The following is a 16,609-nucleotide window of genomic DNA, read 5'->3' on the forward strand; positions in this document are numbered from 1 at the left end:
AATGTTCCCCTGGCGGCGCTTACTCAGGCCGGCGCCACTTCCAGGTTGTAGATATCTTTCAGTCGCAGCAAACACAAATCAAGACTGGCTTTGGGGATACCGATCTCCATGCTGCAGAAAAGCTGTAAATCCTGCCGCAGCACCGTGCAGTTATTCTGTTTCACCACCATCATCACTTCGTTCAGGATGGTATAGTCGAACGACAGTTTATACTTTGCTTCCACATTTTTCTGTACCGCGGGGATCAGCTGCAACACCAGGGCACACGACATTTTATAGGCATTGATCAGGCCCGGTACGCCCAGCAGCGTGCCCCCGAAATACCGCACTACCACTACCAGCACGTCCGTCAGCTGTTTGCTGTCGATTTGCCCGAGGATGGGCTTACCGGCCGAACCGGAGGGCTCGCCATCGTCTACCGCGCGGAACTGCAGCCCATCGGTGCCGAGGCGGTATGCGTAACAATGATGGGTGGCTTTGGGATGTTCTTTTTTAACTTCCTGCAAACATTCTTTCACCTCATCGGTGTTCTTAACGGGGTATGCATATGCCAGGAATTTACTCCCTCTGTCTTTAAACTCTGCTACTGCCTTTTTCTCTATCGTGTAATAAACTTCCATGTGTTAAGTTGATGAAGGGGCAGGTATATACACGGCGATGTGATCGCCCTGCAGCTCCTGTTCTTCCTGTAATTGCGCCTGCCGGACGGCCGGTGCGCGGAGGCCGCTGCCCAATAACGCCTCGCCGGTGATGACCCTCATTTCGTCCCACAAACCGGCGCGGATAAAACTTTCCAGCAATTTCGCCCCGCCTTCCACCATCACGCTCTGGATGCCGGCGGCATGCAGCTCGGCCATCAACGGGGGCAAGATATCCTTATTAAAATCAAGTACGATCGTTTTTTTACGGCCGGTTACCGCGGTGATAAAAACTGACGGCGCTTCGTCGTTGTACAGGTGATGATCCGCCGGTACTTTCAGGTCGCGGTCAATGACCAGCCGGATAGGGCTTTTACCGGGCCAGAGCCTTGTGGTGAGCTGCGGATTGTCTGTAAGCGCGGTTTGCGTACCTACCATGATGGCCATTTCATGGCTGCGCCACTGATGCACCAACCTGTTGGTGTATTTGTTCGAAATAGCGACCGGCAGGCCGCTATCAGGCGCTATATAGCCGTCTTTCGACTGCGCCCATTTCAGCACGATGTACGGCCGTTGCTGTTCGTGATAAGTGAAGAAGCGGCGGTTGATGTGGCGGCAGGCCGTTTCCAGCACGCCCGTAGTCACTTCCACGCCCGCGGCTTCCAGCTTTTGAATGCCGCGGCCGGCCACTTCGGAAAACGTATCCACGCAACCGATCACCACGCGGGGGATGTTCACCGACACGATCAGATCCGCGCAGGGCGGCGTTTTGCCGTGATGCGCGCAGGGCTCGAGCGTAACGTACATGGTCGACTTGGGGATCAGCTCCTGCAGCGACGGCGGTACGCTGTTGATGCAGTTCACTTCCGCGTGCGCCTGGCCGTATACCCGGTGGTACCCTTCGCCGATGATCTGCCCTTCATGCACGAGCACCGCCCCCACGACGGGGTTAGGCGCTACCTTGCCCTCGCCCAGGCGGGCCAGTTGCAAACATCGTTGCATGAAAAATTCGTGCAGATTCCGCTCCATGAATGCGTTTGAAATAATTATGTTTGCAAAAATATTGTTTCGGCGGCTATTTTCCGCTGATGATCTGAAGAACATGACCATTCAATCTGCATTTGCCAGCCTCGTAACAGCCATCAGGCCCGTCTACGATGCCCGCGAAGCCGCGAATATCGCACACCTGGTAATGGAACATATTACCGGGCTGGGAAAACTGGACCGTGTTGTGCATAAGGACGCCGACCTGTCGCCCGCGCAGGAAACCCAATATCAGCAGGCACTGAACGACCTCCTCGAACACCGCCCCGTTCAGCACATCACTGGTAAAAGCTGGTTTTACGGGCTCGAACTGGTGGTGAACGACCAGGTACTGATCCCCCGCCCCGAAACAGAGGAGCTGGTGGAATGGATACTGCTCGACCATCCTTCCAAACCCGCGCTGCGCCTGCTCGACATCGGCACCGGCAGCGGCAGCATTCCCATTGCATTGAAAAATCAGTGGCCTGTGGCGGACGTATGGGCGATGGACGTCAGCGCCGGCGCCATTGCCATCGCCACCCGCAATGCGGGCATCCAGCACACACCCATCCGCTTCCTGCACCACGACGTGCTATCGGCCGACACCTACAAAGTGCTCCCCACGTTCAACATCATCGTGAGCAACCCGCCGTACATCCCCGAACAGGAAAAGCGCGGCATGCAAAAGCAGGTGGAAGCCTTCGAACCTTCCATCGCGCTGTTTGTGCCAGACAAGGATCCGTTGCTCTTTTACCGCACTATCGCCATGCTGGCCAAAGAGAAGCTGGAGCCCAAAGGCAGGCTGTATTTCGAAATACATGAATCCTATGGAGCAGCAGTAACGGAGATGCTGAAGAAAAAAGGGTTTACGGATGTGCAGCTGAAGCAGGACATGTTTGGAAAAGACAGAATGGTACGCGGTACCCGCCCATAAAAAAAGCCCCGGCACAGCGCCGGGGCTTTCTATTTTTACAAACCATCTTACTACTTGTTAGCCGGCGCCGCCGCGGCGCTCTGCGGGTTGGCGGTGCCCAGCACCGTTTTGGCCCCCAATTCGCGCGCGATCTGCATCACGCTTACCACCGCGCTGATGGGAACGGATTCTTCCGCATTGATCACGATGGTGGGGTCCACCTCCCCTACCGGGATTTTCGGCACCAGCGTTGCGCGCAGCTGTTCAAAACTCACCTTCTGCGTGCCCACATAAAACTGCTGGCCCGCATCGATGCTGACTACCACGGTCTGTTTTGCTTTGGTATTGCTTTTGGCCTTCGGCAACATCAGCTTGATGACGTTGGGATTGGCCAGGGAAGACACGATGAGGAAGAATAACAGCAGGATGAACAGAATGTCGTTCAGTGCGCCGTTATGCATTTCCGCATGTCCTTTTTTTCGCCTCCGCAAATTCATATCTTATCAATTACGAATGAATAATTATTTGGTCGGTTCCTGCAGCACGTCGATGAACTCTGAAGAGGAACCTTCCATTTTATTGATCACCTTGTCGATCTGCGCCTGCAGGTAGCTGTAGCCGATGTACGCCACCAGGCCGATGATCAGGCCGGCCGCAGATGTCACCATCTTCACGTAGATACCGCCGGCAATGGTGCTGAGGGTGATATCGGAGGTCTGGGAAATGTTGAAGAAAGTCTGGATCATACCGGCAATGGTGCCGAGGAAGCCGAACATCGGCGCAATACCGGCGATGATGGCCAGTATCACGAGGTTCTTTTCCATTTTGTAGATTTCCAGCTTGCCTACATTCTCCATGGATTTTTCGATGTTTTCGATGGGTTTGCCGATGCGCTGGATACCCTTGTCGATCATCCGCGCAATGGGGCTGTTCGTGTTTTTGGACAGCGAGCGGGCGGCGTTGATGTTACCGGAAGTAATATGATCGCGGATCATGGGCATGAAGTTGCTTTCCAGTTTGCCCGCTTTTGAAATGGTAATGAATCTTTCCACAAAAACATATACGGCGATCACGGAAAGTATACCCAGCGGGATCATCAGCGGTCCGCCTTTCAGAATCATATCCCACAACCTGATCTCCTGTGCCGTAGCGGCCGCAGCATTGGCGCCGGCGGCCAGTGAATCGGCCTTGGCCAGCTGCAGCGAATCCTGCATAACCTGCATGAACGTAACGAGTCCTGACATGAATTAAATTTTAACCTTTTTCATGAAATTATAAGGGGTCAAAGTAATAATAAAAACGCAATGCTGTATAATTTATTATCAACTCTTCTCTTCCCATACCTGAACGAGGTGGATAATCGTATCCACCGCCTTCTCCATATCCTGCACGCTGATGTACTCATGTTTGCTGTGCAGGGCCATTTCGCCGGTAAAAATATTCGGGCAGGGCAGGCCCATAAATGATAGCCTGGAACCGTCCGTTCCGCCGCGGATGCTCATTTTGAGCGGCTCCACGCCGGCGCGGCGGATGGCTTCTTCGGCGAAGGCCACCACCTGCGGATGTTTGTCGAGCACCTCTTTCATATTGCGGTACTGCTCCGTTACCTTGAACGTTGCGGTAGCGCCGGGGTGCTTTTGCACGATGGTGTCCATGATCTTGCGGAGATAAAACTCGTGCCCCTGCAGCTCCGGTACGGTGAAATCGCGGATGATAAAATCGATGGCCGCTTTTTCCACCGTGCCCTGTATGCGTACGGGATGAATAAAACCCTGGCGGTCTTCGGTGGTTTCCGGCGAAAGAATGTCTTTCGGCAGTTCCGCCACGATTTCCGCCGCAACCTTGATGGCGCTGACGAGTTTGCCCTTTGCGGCGCCGGGATGAACGCTGATGCCCTGTATGGTGATCTGCACGCCGTCGGCGGAAAAGGTTTCGTCTTCCAGCGAGCCCAGCTCACCGCCGTCCATCGTGTACCCGAACTGCGCCCCCAGCTTCTCCATGTTCACGTGCTCCACCCCGCGGCCCACTTCCTCGTCGGGCGTGAACAGGATGCGGATGGCGCCATGTTTGATCTCCGGGTGCTGCACCAGGTACCGGGCGGCGTCCATGATCTCGGCCACGCCGGCTTTGTTGTCGGCCCCCAGCAGGGTGGCGCCGCTGGCGGTGATGATGTCGTGCCCCTTTTTATCCGCGAGGTACGGATGGTCTTTGACGCTGATCACCTGCGAACTGTCGTCCGGCAATACAATGTCTTTTCCGTCCCAGGCCGCATGCACGATGGGTTTCACATTCGTGCCGCTGCAATCGGAGGCCGTGTCCATATGTGCGCAGAGGCAGATGACGGGCACCTGTTTGGCGGTGGTGGCGGGAATGGTGGCATATACATACCCGTGCTCATCCATTTCGGCATCCTTGATGCCGGCTTCCTGCAATTCCTGTACCAGCAGGCGCGCCAGGTCTTTTTGCTTTTCGGTGGAAGGGAAAGTGGTGCTGAGCGGGTCCGACTGCGTATCGATCTGCACATAACGCAGGAAGCGCTCTTTTACGGTATATTCCATGGGCTGTCTTAAAAAAGAAAAAGTAAAAAAGGGAGGCCCCGATTTTACTTTTCCTGTTAAAATTATAGAATCAGTTAAACGATTTCTACCAGTTCGATATCGAAGATCAACGGTTCACCGGCGAGGGGGTGGTTGGCATCGAGGGTGATGAACTCTGAACCGATGGCGGCTACTTTCACCTGGAATACCTGGCCCTGGGGGTTGCTCATCTGCAAATCCATGCCCACGGAAATGTTCAGGTCTGCCGGGATGTTCGCTTTCGGGTAGTCCATGATCATTTCGTCGCTTTTCGGACCGTAAGCTTCCTCTACGGGAATATTCAGGGTCTTTTTGTCGCCCGGCTTCATATCCAGCACGCCGCTGTCAAACCCCTTGATCACCATACCGGCGCCTACAGTAAACTCCAACGGATCCCTGCCTTCTGAAGAATCAAAGGTCTGACCATTCTGTAAACGTCCGTGATAATGTACCCGTACGGTATCTCCGGTCTTTACCTGTTGCATATAAAAAATTTAAAATGAGATAATGAAAGGTGAAGGTACATTTTGTTTTTGATTTCTGGCCACAGCTCGTTAATTTGTTACATTCAACGCTATGATTATGAAACATCTCGCCTGCCTGCTGCTGCTTTGCTGCTGTTTGCCCGCCCTGGCCCAGCAGCCCGTTAAAACCGGCGCCGACCGTACCGCCGCCTATCTCCCGTTGCTGGAAGGCAAACGGGTGGGCATGCTCGTAAACCAGACGTCCATCATCGGCGCGTCGCACCTGGTAGACTCCCTGCTGAAAAGGAACGTGCGCATCGTCAAGATATTCAGTCCCGAGCACGGCTTCCGCGGCCAGGCCGACGCCGGCGAAAAACTCGGCAATACGACGGATTCCGCCACCGGCCTGCCCATCGTATCGCTCTACGGCAAACACCGCAAGGCAGACAGTGCGGACCTCGCGGATGTGGACGTGCTGGTGTTCGACCTCCAGGACGTGGGCACCCGCTTTTACACTTACATCTCCTCTTTACAGGAACTGATGGAATCCGCTGCCGAGCAAAACAAACCGCTCATCGTGCTCGACCGGCCCAATCCCAACGGGCATTACGTAGACGGGCCCATTCTCGATACCGCCTTCCGCTCCTTCGTGGGCATGCAGCCCATCCCCACCGTGCATGGCATGACGGTGGGCGAATATGCGAAACTGCTCAACGGCGAAGGCTGGCTGAAAGGCGGCGTCAAATGCGATCTCACGGTGATCCCCTGTGAAAACTATACCCACCGCACGATGTACAGCCTGCCGGTCAAACCCTCGCCCAACCTGCCGAACATGCGGTCGATCTACCTTTACGCGTCCACCTGCCTTTTCGAAGGCACGGCATTCAGCCTGGGCCGCGGCACCGACAAGCCCTTCCAGGTGTACGGGCACCCGTCGCTGCCCAAACACCTGTTTGCATTCACGCCCCGCAGCGTGCCCGGCGCCAAAAATCCCGTACTGAAAGACCAGACCTGTTACGGCTATGATCTTTCCGCACCCGCTAAAGCGCCGGTGAACGCCATCGAGCTGGAATACATTCTGAACGCCTATAAACTGTTCCCTGAGAAGAGCAGGTTCTTCAACGCGTTTTTCAACAAACTCGCCGGCAACAGCATTTTACAGTCACAGATCAAAGCCGGCAAATCCGCAGCGGCCATCCGTGCCACATGGCAGCCGGGTTTGAAGAAGTTCAAAGCCATCAGGAAGAAATACCTGTTGTATGAGGATTTTTGATGGGGTAGAGCGTTTAGCTTTAAACGGAAAATGTCAGTATGAAGGTTTCCTATCGGCAGGACATTGAATTTAAAGCGGAAAGATGGCATCTGAAATATGAAGGTTTCCTACGGGCACAGGACATTGAATTTAAAGCGGGGAGATGGCATCTGAAATATGAAGGTTTCCTACCGGCACAGGACATTGAATTTAAAGCGGGGAGATGGCATCTGAAATATGAAGGTTTCCTACCGGCACAGGACATTGAATTTAAAGCGGAAAGATGGCATCTGAAATATGAAGGCTGCTGACGCGGACGGGATATCGAATCTGAACGGGAAAAAGCATCTCAACCGGTCACCTTTTTCCCATTCTTCCCGAATACCGTTTTCGAACGAACGCTAATTTGATACATTTGCAGGATGAGAATCATTTTTATGGGCACGCCCGATTTTGCCGTGGCCTCTCTGGATGCGCTGGTGCAGCATGGTTATGATGTAGTGGCCGTTATTACAGCGCCTGATAAACCTGCGGGCAGGGGTTTGCAGTTACAGCAGAGCGCGGTGAAACAATATGCCGTGAGCCGCGATATTCCTGTAATGCAGCCGGAAAAACTCAAGAACCCCGCATTTCTCGAAGAATTGCGCTCCTATAAAGCAGACCTCCAGGTGGTGGTGGCATTCCGCATGCTGCCGGAACTGGTGTGGGATATGCCGCCCCTGGGCACCATCAACGTGCATGCTTCACTGCTGCCGCAATACCGCGGTGCGGCGCCGATCAACTGGGCCATCATCAACGGTGAAAAAGAATCCGGCGTTACGACCTTCAAACTGCAACACGAAATCGATACCGGCAACATTCTCTTTTCCGCCAAAGTACCTATCCGGGACGATGAAACGGCCGGCGAACTGCACGACGCACTGATGCAGGCCGGCGCGGACGTTTTGATCAAAACCGTGGCAGCCCTCGCCGGAGGCGGCATCGAAGGCACCGTGCAGAACAACATTCCCGCAGACCAGCTCAAACACGCGCCTAAAATATTCAAGGACGATTGCCGGATCAACTGGGAGAAACCCGTGGAAGAAATCTACAATCTCATCCGCGGCCTCAGCCCCTACCCTACGGCGTTTACCACCCTCCAGGGCAAAACCCTCAAAATATTCAAAGCCGTGAAAGAACCGGGCGTACATGCACATGCCGCCGGCTCCGCGCACAGCGATCACAAGACATACCTGAAATTCGCGACGGAAGGCGGATACATCCGTGTGGAAGAACTGCAGCTGGAAGGCAAGAAGAAAATGGGCGTGGAAGAGTTTTTGCGGGGCTTCCGGTTTGAGGTGAAGTAATAAGGAAAGGTTGTCACCCTGTGGAAGGATTCAGGTTTGGAGAACAGTAACCAGGGAAAGATTGTCATCATCCTGTGTTGTTTTGAAAACCTGTGTAACATGCCCACGCAAACGCGCCCAAAGGCATGGCCGTCCTATTTTTACCACCGCTTTCCTGGCTTTGGTATTTTGCGGTAATTTCTTTTGCCGCACCAAACTCTTTTTCGGGCATTCACGCACAGATCAAAATAGTATCGAAAAATATCAAAATAGCAATTGTTAATCGTCCCCCGCAACAAGAACTTCGTTCCAAGATCAGGCATTTCCACCAGAAATTGACCGCTCCGGACTTATCCCGAAATTCAATCAGTTTTCCATGAATCCTTATACCAGGTTGTTACCCAACTTAACTGAAGTTACCTGCGCAATCAATTCTGTCAGCTTAACGTATGAACATCCCAGGGGAAAGCATCGCGGCCTTTTACTGGGGTTCACTCGTTTACTGGTTCCATCCACGAAATATTATCTTGTTTCAGGTAAGTTTTCCTGCATTTTGCTGGTAATCTGCCGGATGGTCCTGGTATACCGCTGCCCGGCATCAGTCAACCTGGCTCCCTTCCATGCTGAAACAGTTCTCAGTTTATAATCGAAAAATTATATGAGTGTAAAAAAAACGACAGCCACCGTCATATTGTTATTGGCGCTTGTGAATATTGTCCCGGCGCAGCAGAAAATCAATATCGAGTCTTTGATCCCACCTTCTCCGAATGCAGCCGAACTAGGCAAATATGGTCAAATTCCCGTTGGTTTGAATACAGGGGTACCTGATATAAGTTTCCCATTGTATGAAGTTAAATCCGGCAATCTCAGCTTCCCGATCACCTTATCCTACCACGCCTCCGGCAACCAGGTAAACCAAAGGGTGTCGGATGTAGGGATGGGCTGGATTATTAATGCGGGCGGTCAAATTAGCAGGAGCGTCAACGGAATTGCAGACGATGCAACCGGCCAGGGCGCCTGGGGATATTTCAACTATGTGCCTCCCGGCGCTAATACGATAGACGGCATCAATCACCACGATTCGCTGATGCAATACATCCAGGACTATTTCATTCCCATTTCCACGACCGTTCAAGGAACTACTGTGTGGGGGCGCGATCTGGAGCCGGACATGTTTCATTATAACATACCAGGCAAAAGTGGGAAGTTCATCTATACGAAGGCGCGCTCTTTCATGACCATCCCTTTTGAGCCCATCGAGATTGAAAAATTCCTTGACAATTCCAATAAAGTGTGTTTCCGGCTTACGAGCGACAACGGGGCGATTTTTAATTTTTCCCAATACACCGTTAGCAAGTTCCTGTCAGGATACCCTTCCACGTGTACAAATCTGACTTCGTATATCAGTACCTGGCAACTGAGCTCTATTATATCCGCAAATTTGACAGACACGATCACGTTTGAATATGAGGTGGCAAAGATCCACGATGAAATCGAACAGCATGTAAAAACCATTGGTTTGAGGCTATTCGAGTCCCCAAACACGTCAGTCTATTGCCTGGATGGCATACAGATCCTGGATACAGAACTGGATCCATGCAGTGGATATGGAAAAATCAAGAAAACGAACGTGGATTATGATGAATTGCGGATAAAAAGAATCAATTTCAAAAACGGCTATGTATTATTTAACAGGAATAGCGGCAGAAATGACGTACCTGCTGTAGAATTATCCACCAACCGTGCATTGGATAATATCGAGATATATGACGCCAACAACGTATTGACTAAAAAGTTTCTGTTCGGTACGGAGTACGCGGCGGCTTCGCCCACTACCACCGACTCATGGAAAAATAACCGGCTTCGGCTCAAAAAATTTTCTGAAGTAAATATTGCCTCTCCTACCGATAAAAAGGAATACACGTTTGAGTATGAAACTACTCCTTTGCCCCACTATGGTTCGTATAACATCGACTACTGGGGGTACAGTAACGGGCAGAGCAATACGGAATTGATTCCCTATGCATCATACAGCAACACCACTTTTCAATCACTTTACCTAGGTTATTTAACCGGCAGCTCTTCTATTACCGTTGAAAACAGGTACAGTTTCACCAGTCCGAATAATTATACAGTAGGCACCGCAAACAGGGAGCCTTCCGCCAGCCATATGATGGCGGGCATGCTGAAAAAGATTATTTTCCCGACCGGTGGGTATACGCAATTTGAGTTTGAACCGCATAAATACTGGTCCTTTTACACTTCTCAACAGGCAATGGGAGGCGGCCTCAGGGTTAAATCCATCAAAACCTATACTTCTCCGGACGCGATGGCCACGCAGGAATTTTACAAGTATGGAGAGAATGACAACGGCTTGGGCATACTAGTGCTGGATGAGGGTATCTTCTACAAGAATTATGACGACTATGTTGGTTACTACCCTACGAGTTTTAGAGCGCAGTGCATGTACAATGAAAGTGAGGGCAATTTGTTTGCCTGGAAAAGGAATTTTCAGGGCATTTCAAAATACAGCTCGCCGAGCTTTAATGGAAGCCCCGTAGTCTATCAAACTGCCAGCCTGTATAAGGACGGCAGTGGCACCAATGGAAAATCCGTGTACAAGTTTGATGTAAATTTATCTTACCATGAACTGATCCCCAGCATGTTTGCCAGCAGCGGAAACTACGGGTCCATCAATAACGCCTGGCATCAGGGGGAGCTACTGGAAGAAAAGCATTACAAATTTGAGAATAATCAGTACTACCCTGTTTCACGAACCAAGCATGAATACATTACTTACAATGCGAAAGTGGAAACAGCTGTTATTTTCAAACAGGTGATCACGCCGGTTACCTTTGGCTCTTTATTGCTAAGCTACCCCGGGTACCAGACGCTGACCCCCGATCAAGTAGCCCCGGTTTATCCTAATTTAGTCCGGAGTTATGGTTTGTTCGGCATTTATCCTTACAGCATTACAACCGGCGCGTACAGGAAATTCCGGGATAGCGTAACCACATATGATGCTACAGATACCAGCAGGAAAATTGATGTCGTTACCCAATATGCGTATGAGAATGCGGAGAATCGTTATTTAACCAAAACCGAAAGAAATTCCGGCAGCGGTGAGTTTAAAATAAGCCGGTTCAAATATCCGCAAGATCATTCAGACGTTGTTTCGCAATCAATGGTAGCGAGGAATATACTAACGCCGGTATTGGAAGAAAAGGAATTCATTCTCCGGAATGGCAACGAAGAGCTGCTGTCTACCATTCAAACCAACTTCAGGCAAACGGGAAATTTAATTGTAAAAGACCGGGTAAACGCATCTACACTTTCCAATACGCCTGAAACCAGGATATTATTCAATCAGTACGATTCGCACGGCAATATTGTAGAGCAGCAGAAGGCAAATGATGTCAAAGAGGTTTATTTATGGGGATACAACTCGCAGTACCCGGTGGCAAAGATCACAAACACCACTTATGATGTTGCGAAAACCTATATCAACCAGAGTGTACTTGATAATCCTGCAGATGACACCACACTTCGCAGTCATCTGGGCAACCTGCGCAATATTCCCGGCGCTTTTGTTACCATATTTACTTACAAGCCGTTAATCGGAGTAACGAGTGAAACTGATACTAATGGCCGAACCGTCTACTATTCATACGATAATTTTGGAAGGCTTTCGTTTATAAAAGATCACGAAGGCAAAATCCTGAAAATGTACAGCTATAAGTTCAGTGAATAGTAGCTTGAGGGCGAAGGAAATACTCAAATGTTGAATAATTTTTATACCATACTGAATACCGGCTAAAAGAAGGTCTTCAGCGGCTCAATACCAACTAAAACGAAACAACCCACACGGAGCGTGTGGGTTGTTTCGTTTATGCAGTTCATTAATTGCTTCATTCAGGATTCTGCCGCTATTTCAGCCCGGGTGCACTGCGACCCTTCTTTATTTCTCATCATAACTTAGCTCACAATAAAATCGCCCTTCATTAATCCCGAGCGCATCCTGCGCGGCGTCGCTCAGCTTGATAATGAGGTTGGCGTTGGATTTCAGCTGCGGAATGGCGTCCAGCACCTTGGCGTAAATGGAACGGCCGGTCAGGGGGTTCGTTACTTTTACGATCGTGCCGCGCGGGGCGGTGTTGTGCAGGGCGTAATATTTACCTGAACCTACCACGGCATTGCTCCTGAACCAGGTGCCGGGGCCTTTCTCCGTAACGACGCTCCTGCCGTTGTTGGTCTGTTGCTGGTAGATCTGCTCGAATCCTCCTTCAGGGATGGAGGGCGTGCGGCCGACGCTGGTTTCGCGGGGCGCTTCGGCTACGGGTTTCGTTTCGGGCTCGGCAGTCTGCGAACGCGGTACAGGTTTGGTTTCCGGTTCGGCGGGTTGTGATTTGACTACAACAGGTTTTGTTGTTTCCGGTTCGGCAGGCTGTGTTTTCGCAACAGGTTTTGCTGCGGGCTCGATGGCTGGTTCCGTGCGCGCCGCGGGCGGTGCAGGTACGGGAGCCGGCGCTGATGCCAGTACGGCGGATTGGCCATTACCCTTCACGAAACCTACGATCAGGTAAGCGTCTTTCTGCACGCCGTCTCCGGTGAAACGGTTCCACTGGCGCACATTATCGAGCGGCACTTTATCGTAACGCACGTGAATACGGTACAGCGTTTCTTTCTCGGCTACCTTGTGGTAAACGGGACGAAGGCCTGCTCCGTTCTGCGCATCTTTCGACTGTATGAAATTGTTTTTACTTAAAGGAATACTGATCTGTTTACCTAAACTCAAACCCTGATCCATCTGCATTTTATTCTTCGCCGCAATGTCTTTCGGGCTTAAACCATAGGAACGGCCGAGGCTGTACCAGTTTTCCCCTTTCTTCACCGTATGCGTCAAATACAGATCAGGCGCGCTGCCGTGTACAAGAAGTGTGTCCTGCGCGGTTACCCCTATTGTACTGGTCAACAAAACTCCCAACAAAACTGACTTTAACATAATTTCTAATACTTTAAGGGAACGAATATATGTGTTAAAAACGAATTTTCATTTATATCGAAACGACAAAAGAGCAAATTTGTTGTTGCCCCGCAACCGTTGCGGGCCGGGATTATTCCGGCGTACCTGCTTTTAAAATGCGCAGCTCTTTCGGATAATAATTATTCACCCTGTTTGGCAGCACTTTGGCCCAGCCGAGATTCATCCCGTTGTACCGCATGAGCGTCCATCCTTTCGCGATGTCCGGCAGCTGCAATTCGTCTTTGCGAAGATAACGCAGCGCATCTTCCAATGCAAGGTCGGTGGCCGGCAAATCCGCCGCTATGCAGGTACTGAGCGCGAGCTGATGGTCGGGTATCAGGTCTTTGGCGCTGAGCTGCCCTGCTTTGACGCCGGCTTTACGGATGTACAGGTTTTTCTGGAGCAGCGGCAGCTCTTCGGCCATGTGCGGGGTGAGGATGATCACCTCGTCCTGGTGCAGCATCAGCATATGTTCGTCTGAAACATTGAGCCACGGCTGAATACGGGCCACCTCGCGCGGCGGCAGCAGGCTGAGCTGGCCGCGGTGTTTTTTATGCGGCGCGGCCTCTCCATACTTCCGGAAGCAGGCAATAAAAAACCCTTCACCCTTCACCTGGTCGGGGTAAAAACGGTAACCGGCGGCCTGGCGCTGCGGCGACAGCGTTTCCACGATATGCCACCCCGGGTTGAGTTGCAGCGGAATATTTTCCAGCGGAAAATTCTCCAGCAGCCAGTCCATGATGAGCTCATCTTCTTCCCTGGCGTACGAGCAGGTGGAGTAAATGAGCACGCCGCCGGCTTTCAGGGCGGGCAGCGCGTCTGCCAGGATCCTTTGCTGGCGCTGGCTGCAGAGCATCACATTGTCGTACGACCATTCGTCGATCGCTTCCGGGTCGCGACGGAAAAGCCCCGAACCGGAGCAGGGCGCGTCGGCCACGATAAGATCGAAATATTCGCCGATGCGCGAGAAATCGCGGGGGTCGTTATTGGTCACCACCACGTTATCGGCGCCCCAGCGCGAGATATTATCGGAGAGCAGCGCGGCGCGCGACTTGATCACTTCATTGGCCACCAGCAGGCTCTGCGGGTGCAGGGTGGCCTGTATCAGGGTGGATTTGCCGCCGGGCGCAGCGCAGAGATCGAGCGCTTTCAGCGGTTCGTCCAAATCCATGGTCTGCCGGATCGCTTCTTCGAGGAACATGGAAGATGCTTCCTGCACGTAATACGCACCGGCATGGAACTGCGGATCAAAAGTAAAGGAAGGGCGGCTGGACAAATAGTAGCCGTAACGGCTCCAGGGCACCGGCGTTACATCGAGCTGCGGGAAAAGCCCGGCGATGCCGGTTGTTTTCTGCGGTTGCAGTCGTACGGAGGTGATACGCTCGCCGGATGCATGCACGGCTGAAAACGCTTCGGGATCGTAGCCCGGCAAGCCTTTCAGTGTGTCTGTAAAAGAAGGCGGTAAAGGTGGCAATGTGTTTCCTTTTTCCGCAAATTTAATGATTTATGCCGTTGCAGCACGATCACTGCAACACTATAACATTTTCACCTCCGCCACCAGCTGTTGCAGCACGGCTTTTGCGTCGCCGAACAGCATGGAGGTTTTCGGCTGGAAGAACAGTTCATTTTCGATGCCGGCATAACCGGGTTTCATACTGCGTTTGTTCACGATCACCATTTTGGCGTTTTCCACTTCGAGGATGGGCATGCCGTAAATGGGGCTGGCGGGATCGTTTTTCGCGGCGGGGTTCACCACATCGTTGGCGCCAAGCACCAGCACGGCGTCGGTGGTATTCATGCCGGCGTTGGCCTGATCCATTTCTTCGAGTTTCTCATACGGCACATCGGCTTCCGCGAGCAATACGTTCATATGGCCGGGCATACGGCCCGCGACGGGATGGATGGCGTAGTTGACTTCCACGCCTTTTTCTTCGAGCAGTTTTTCAAGCTCGTGGCAAACGTGCTGGGCCTGCGCTACGGCGAGGCCATAGCCGGGCACGATCATCACTTTGTTGGCGTAACGCATTACCACGGCGGCATCGGCGAGACTGATCTCCTTGTAACTGCCATATTCCTTGGCAGCGCCGGCAGTCTGCGTGCCGCCGAAAGAGCCGATCAGTACGTTTTTGAGCGAGCGGTTCATGGCTTTGCACATGAGGATGGTGAGGATGGTACCTGCAGAACCGACGAGGATACCGCCGGTGAGCATCACCGGGTTGTTGTACAGGAAACCGCCGCAGGCCGCTGCCACGCCGGTGAAGGAGTTCAGCAGCGAAATCACCACGGGCATGTCGGCGCCACCGATGGGCATCACGAAGAGGATGCCGTACAGGAGCGATAATGCCAGCACGGCATAAAATATCCATCCGATACCCGCCGGCATATGCGTTTCACCCACGACGAGCTCGCTCCTGCCCAGCTTCATGGTCAGTACTTCTTCCGTAGCCTGACCTGTTGCATATATCACATATGCGGAAGCTATCAATATCACGCCCAACACTACCAGGTTAACGATATGCTGGCCGTTGAATGCGAAATCCTTTATTTTTCCGTTCAGTTTTCCCCAGGCAATTACACTACCTGCAAAAGACACGCTGCCGATGATCATACCCAGCAAAATGACCAGCAATGTGCCGGTCGTGTTCTGCGAAACAGAAATGTTCACGTTCAGCAGTTCCATATTCACGGTGGGCGATGATGGCGGGGCCCCGTGAATCAGATGATTAAACTCCACAATAGAAATCAGCATCGCGCAGGCGCCGCCCATCCCGTTGAACATGCTCACCATTTCGGGCATGGCCGTCATTTTCACCTTGCGTGCCGCCACCACACCGATCACGGTGCCGATCAGCAGCCCGCCGAATATCCAGCCGTAGTTACGCAGCCGCTCGCCGCCTTCTTCATACAGGAAAATGGTGCCCACGATGGCGATGAACATGCCCGCTGCGGCCACCAGGTTGCCTTTGCGGGCGGAAGCGGGATTACTGAGCATTTTCAGCCCCACAATGAACGTAACTGAGCCGATCAGGTAGGCGATGGACAAAAGACTTGATCCCATTATTTCTTCTTTTTAAACATTTCCAGCATTCTGTCTGTCACCACAAAACCGCCCACCACGTTCAGCGTACCGAGTATCACCGCCAAAAAGCCCAGTACCAGCGCCAGGTAATTGTCGGTTTCCGCTTTGCCCATCACGATGATGGCGCCGATGATCACCACGCCGTGAATGGCGTTGGCGCCGCTCATCAGCGGGGTATGCAATACCGAAGGCACGCGCGAAATCACTTCTATACCCAGGAAAATGGACAGTATCACGATGTATACCATCTCGATATGCAGTTGTAAAAAATCCAGTACTGCGCTCATATGCAGGGAATTATAATGTTGCTGAAAGA

The 16,609-nt window shown here is 52.1% G+C and carries 15 protein-coding genes; 5 read left to right on the forward strand and 10 right to left on the reverse strand.

What is annotated here, in order from left to right; translation table 11 throughout:
• Positions 1-23: 23 nt before the first annotated feature.
• Both EGT74_RS20055 and ribD read right to left on the reverse strand, forming a co-directional pair.
• Entirely contained in the window at positions 24-620 is a 597-nt protein-coding gene (locus EGT74_RS20055) for an IMPACT family protein (RefSeq protein WP_123848340.1), read from the reverse strand.
• Between the two features lie 3 nt (positions 621-623).
• Positions 624-1,667: a bifunctional diaminohydroxyphosphoribosylaminopyrimidine deaminase/5-amino-6-(5-phosphoribosylamino)uracil reductase RibD gene (gene ribD, locus EGT74_RS20060; RefSeq protein ID WP_123848341.1), complete on the reverse strand. Its 1,044-nt coding sequence runs from the start codon at positions 1,665-1,667 to the stop codon at positions 624-626.
• Between the two features lie 73 nt (positions 1,668-1,740).
• Between ribD and prmC the strand changes: the two genes are divergently transcribed.
• The gene (gene prmC, locus EGT74_RS20065) at positions 1,741-2,595 is read left to right on the forward strand and encodes a peptide chain release factor N(5)-glutamine methyltransferase (RefSeq protein ID WP_158618237.1); all 855 of its coding nucleotides are present in this window, start codon (positions 1,741-1,743) and stop codon (positions 2,593-2,595) included.
• A 50-nt stretch (positions 2,596-2,645) separates the two neighbouring features.
• Here the strand turns inward: prmC and EGT74_RS20070 are convergent, their stop codons facing one another.
• The 4 genes from EGT74_RS20070 to EGT74_RS20085 form a co-directional block, all read right to left on the reverse strand.
• A complete protein-coding gene (locus EGT74_RS20070) occupies positions 2,646-3,035 on the reverse strand; it encodes an ExbD/TolR family protein (protein WP_246008261.1) in 390 nt (129 codons plus the stop codon).
• A 60-nt stretch (positions 3,036-3,095) separates the two neighbouring features.
• Positions 3,096-3,818 (reverse strand): MotA/TolQ/ExbB proton channel family protein, encoded by a 723-nt coding sequence (locus tag EGT74_RS20075; RefSeq protein ID WP_123848344.1) that lies wholly within the window; start codon positions 3,816-3,818, stop codon positions 3,096-3,098.
• A gap of 78 nt (positions 3,819-3,896) precedes the next feature.
• Positions 3,897-5,132 carry a peptidase T gene (gene pepT, locus EGT74_RS20080; RefSeq protein WP_123848345.1) on the reverse strand — a complete coding sequence of 412 codons (1,236 nt, stop codon included), beginning with the start codon at positions 5,130-5,132 and terminating at the stop codon, positions 3,897-3,899.
• Between the two features lie 74 nt (positions 5,133-5,206).
• Positions 5,207-5,635, reverse strand: a complete 429-nt coding sequence (locus EGT74_RS20085; protein ID WP_123848346.1) for an FKBP-type peptidyl-prolyl cis-trans isomerase — start codon at positions 5,633-5,635, stop codon at positions 5,207-5,209.
• Between the two features lie 91 nt (positions 5,636-5,726).
• On the opposite strand from EGT74_RS20085, the gene EGT74_RS20090 reads away from it, so the two are divergent.
• From EGT74_RS20090 to EGT74_RS20105, 4 genes are all read left to right on the forward strand, one after another.
• Positions 5,727-6,887, forward strand: coding sequence for an exo-beta-N-acetylmuramidase NamZ family protein (locus EGT74_RS20090; protein ID WP_123848347.1), 1,161 nt, complete (start codon positions 5,727-5,729; stop codon positions 6,885-6,887).
• 38 nt (positions 6,888-6,925) lie between these two features.
• A complete protein-coding gene (locus EGT74_RS20095) occupies positions 6,926-7,177 on the forward strand; it encodes a hypothetical protein (RefSeq protein WP_123848348.1) in 252 nt (83 codons plus the stop codon).
• Between the two features lie 111 nt (positions 7,178-7,288).
• Entirely contained in the window at positions 7,289-8,212 is a 924-nt protein-coding gene (fmt, locus tag EGT74_RS20100) for a methionyl-tRNA formyltransferase (protein WP_123848349.1), read from the forward strand.
• Positions 8,213-8,849: 637 nt separating this feature from the next.
• Positions 8,850-11,942 (forward strand): RHS repeat domain-containing protein, encoded by a 3,093-nt coding sequence (locus EGT74_RS20105; RefSeq protein ID WP_123848350.1) that lies wholly within the window; start codon positions 8,850-8,852, stop codon positions 11,940-11,942.
• A 207-nt stretch (positions 11,943-12,149) separates the two neighbouring features.
• Here EGT74_RS20105 and EGT74_RS20110 read toward each other — a convergent pair whose 3' ends face one another.
• The 4 genes from EGT74_RS20110 to EGT74_RS20125 form a co-directional block, all read right to left on the reverse strand.
• Complete coding sequence (locus tag EGT74_RS20110) at positions 12,150-13,193, reverse strand: LysM peptidoglycan-binding domain-containing protein (RefSeq protein WP_123848351.1); 1,044 nt, start codon at positions 13,191-13,193, stop codon at positions 12,150-12,152.
• 112 nt (positions 13,194-13,305) lie between these two features.
• Positions 13,306-14,688: a methyltransferase RsmF C-terminal domain-like protein gene (locus EGT74_RS20115; protein WP_123848352.1), complete on the reverse strand. Its 1,383-nt coding sequence runs from the start codon at positions 14,686-14,688 to the stop codon at positions 13,306-13,308.
• Between the two features lie 60 nt (positions 14,689-14,748).
• Positions 14,749-16,272, reverse strand: a complete 1,524-nt coding sequence (locus EGT74_RS20120) for an NAD(P)(+) transhydrogenase (Re/Si-specific) subunit beta (RefSeq protein WP_123848353.1) — start codon at positions 16,270-16,272, stop codon at positions 14,749-14,751.
• Positions 16,272-16,580 carry an NAD(P) transhydrogenase subunit alpha gene (locus tag EGT74_RS20125; protein WP_123848354.1) on the reverse strand — a complete coding sequence of 103 codons (309 nt, stop codon included), beginning with the start codon at positions 16,578-16,580 and terminating at the stop codon, positions 16,272-16,274. The genes EGT74_RS20120 and EGT74_RS20125 overlap by 1 nt, the downstream gene beginning before the upstream one ends.
• Positions 16,581-16,609: the final 29 nt, after the last annotated feature.

The organism is Chitinophaga lutea (assembly GCF_003813775.1).
In the GTDB taxonomy this organism is placed as follows: Bacteria; Bacteroidota; Bacteroidia; order Chitinophagales; family Chitinophagaceae; genus Chitinophaga; species Chitinophaga lutea.

What these genes read in the sequence shown, in the direction of transcription:
- EGT74_RS20055 (WP_123848340.1), bottom strand. Translation starts at nt 620, where the DNA reads ATGGAAGTTTATTACACGATAGAGAAAAAGGCAGTAGCAGAGTTTAAA.
- ribD (WP_123848341.1), bottom strand. Translation starts at nt 1,667, where the DNA reads ATGGAGCGGAATCTGCACGAATTTTTCATGCAACGATGTTTGCAACTG.
- prmC (WP_158618237.1), top strand. Translation starts at nt 1,741, where the DNA reads ATGACCATTCAATCTGCATTTGCCAGCCTCGTAACAGCCATCAGGCCC.
- EGT74_RS20070 (WP_246008261.1), bottom strand. Translation starts at nt 3,035, where the DNA reads ATGCATAACGGCGCACTGAACGACATTCTGTTCATCCTGCTGTTATTC.
- EGT74_RS20075 (WP_123848344.1), bottom strand. Translation starts at nt 3,818, where the DNA reads ATGTCAGGACTCGTTACGTTCATGCAGGTTATGCAGGATTCGCTGCAG.
- pepT (WP_123848345.1), bottom strand. Translation starts at nt 5,132, where the DNA reads ATGGAATATACCGTAAAAGAGCGCTTCCTGCGTTATGTGCAGATCGAT.
- EGT74_RS20085 (WP_123848346.1), bottom strand. Translation starts at nt 5,635, where the DNA reads ATGCAACAGGTAAAGACCGGAGATACCGTACGGGTACATTATCACGGA.
- EGT74_RS20090 (WP_123848347.1), top strand. Translation starts at nt 5,727, where the DNA reads ATGATTATGAAACATCTCGCCTGCCTGCTGCTGCTTTGCTGCTGTTTG.
- EGT74_RS20095 (WP_123848348.1), top strand. Translation starts at nt 6,926, where the DNA reads ATGAAGGTTTCCTATCGGCAGGACATTGAATTTAAAGCGGAAAGATGG.
- fmt (WP_123848349.1), top strand. Translation starts at nt 7,289, where the DNA reads ATGAGAATCATTTTTATGGGCACGCCCGATTTTGCCGTGGCCTCTCTG.
- EGT74_RS20105 (WP_123848350.1), top strand. Translation starts at nt 8,850, where the DNA reads ATGAGTGTAAAAAAAACGACAGCCACCGTCATATTGTTATTGGCGCTT.
- EGT74_RS20110 (WP_123848351.1), bottom strand. Translation starts at nt 13,193, where the DNA reads ATGTTAAAGTCAGTTTTGTTGGGAGTTTTGTTGACCAGTACAATAGGG.
- EGT74_RS20120 (WP_123848353.1), bottom strand. Translation starts at nt 16,272, where the DNA reads ATGGGATCAAGTCTTTTGTCCATCGCCTACCTGATCGGCTCAGTTACG.
- EGT74_RS20125 (WP_123848354.1), bottom strand. Translation starts at nt 16,580, where the DNA reads ATGAGCGCAGTACTGGATTTTTTACAACTGCATATCGAGATGGTATAC.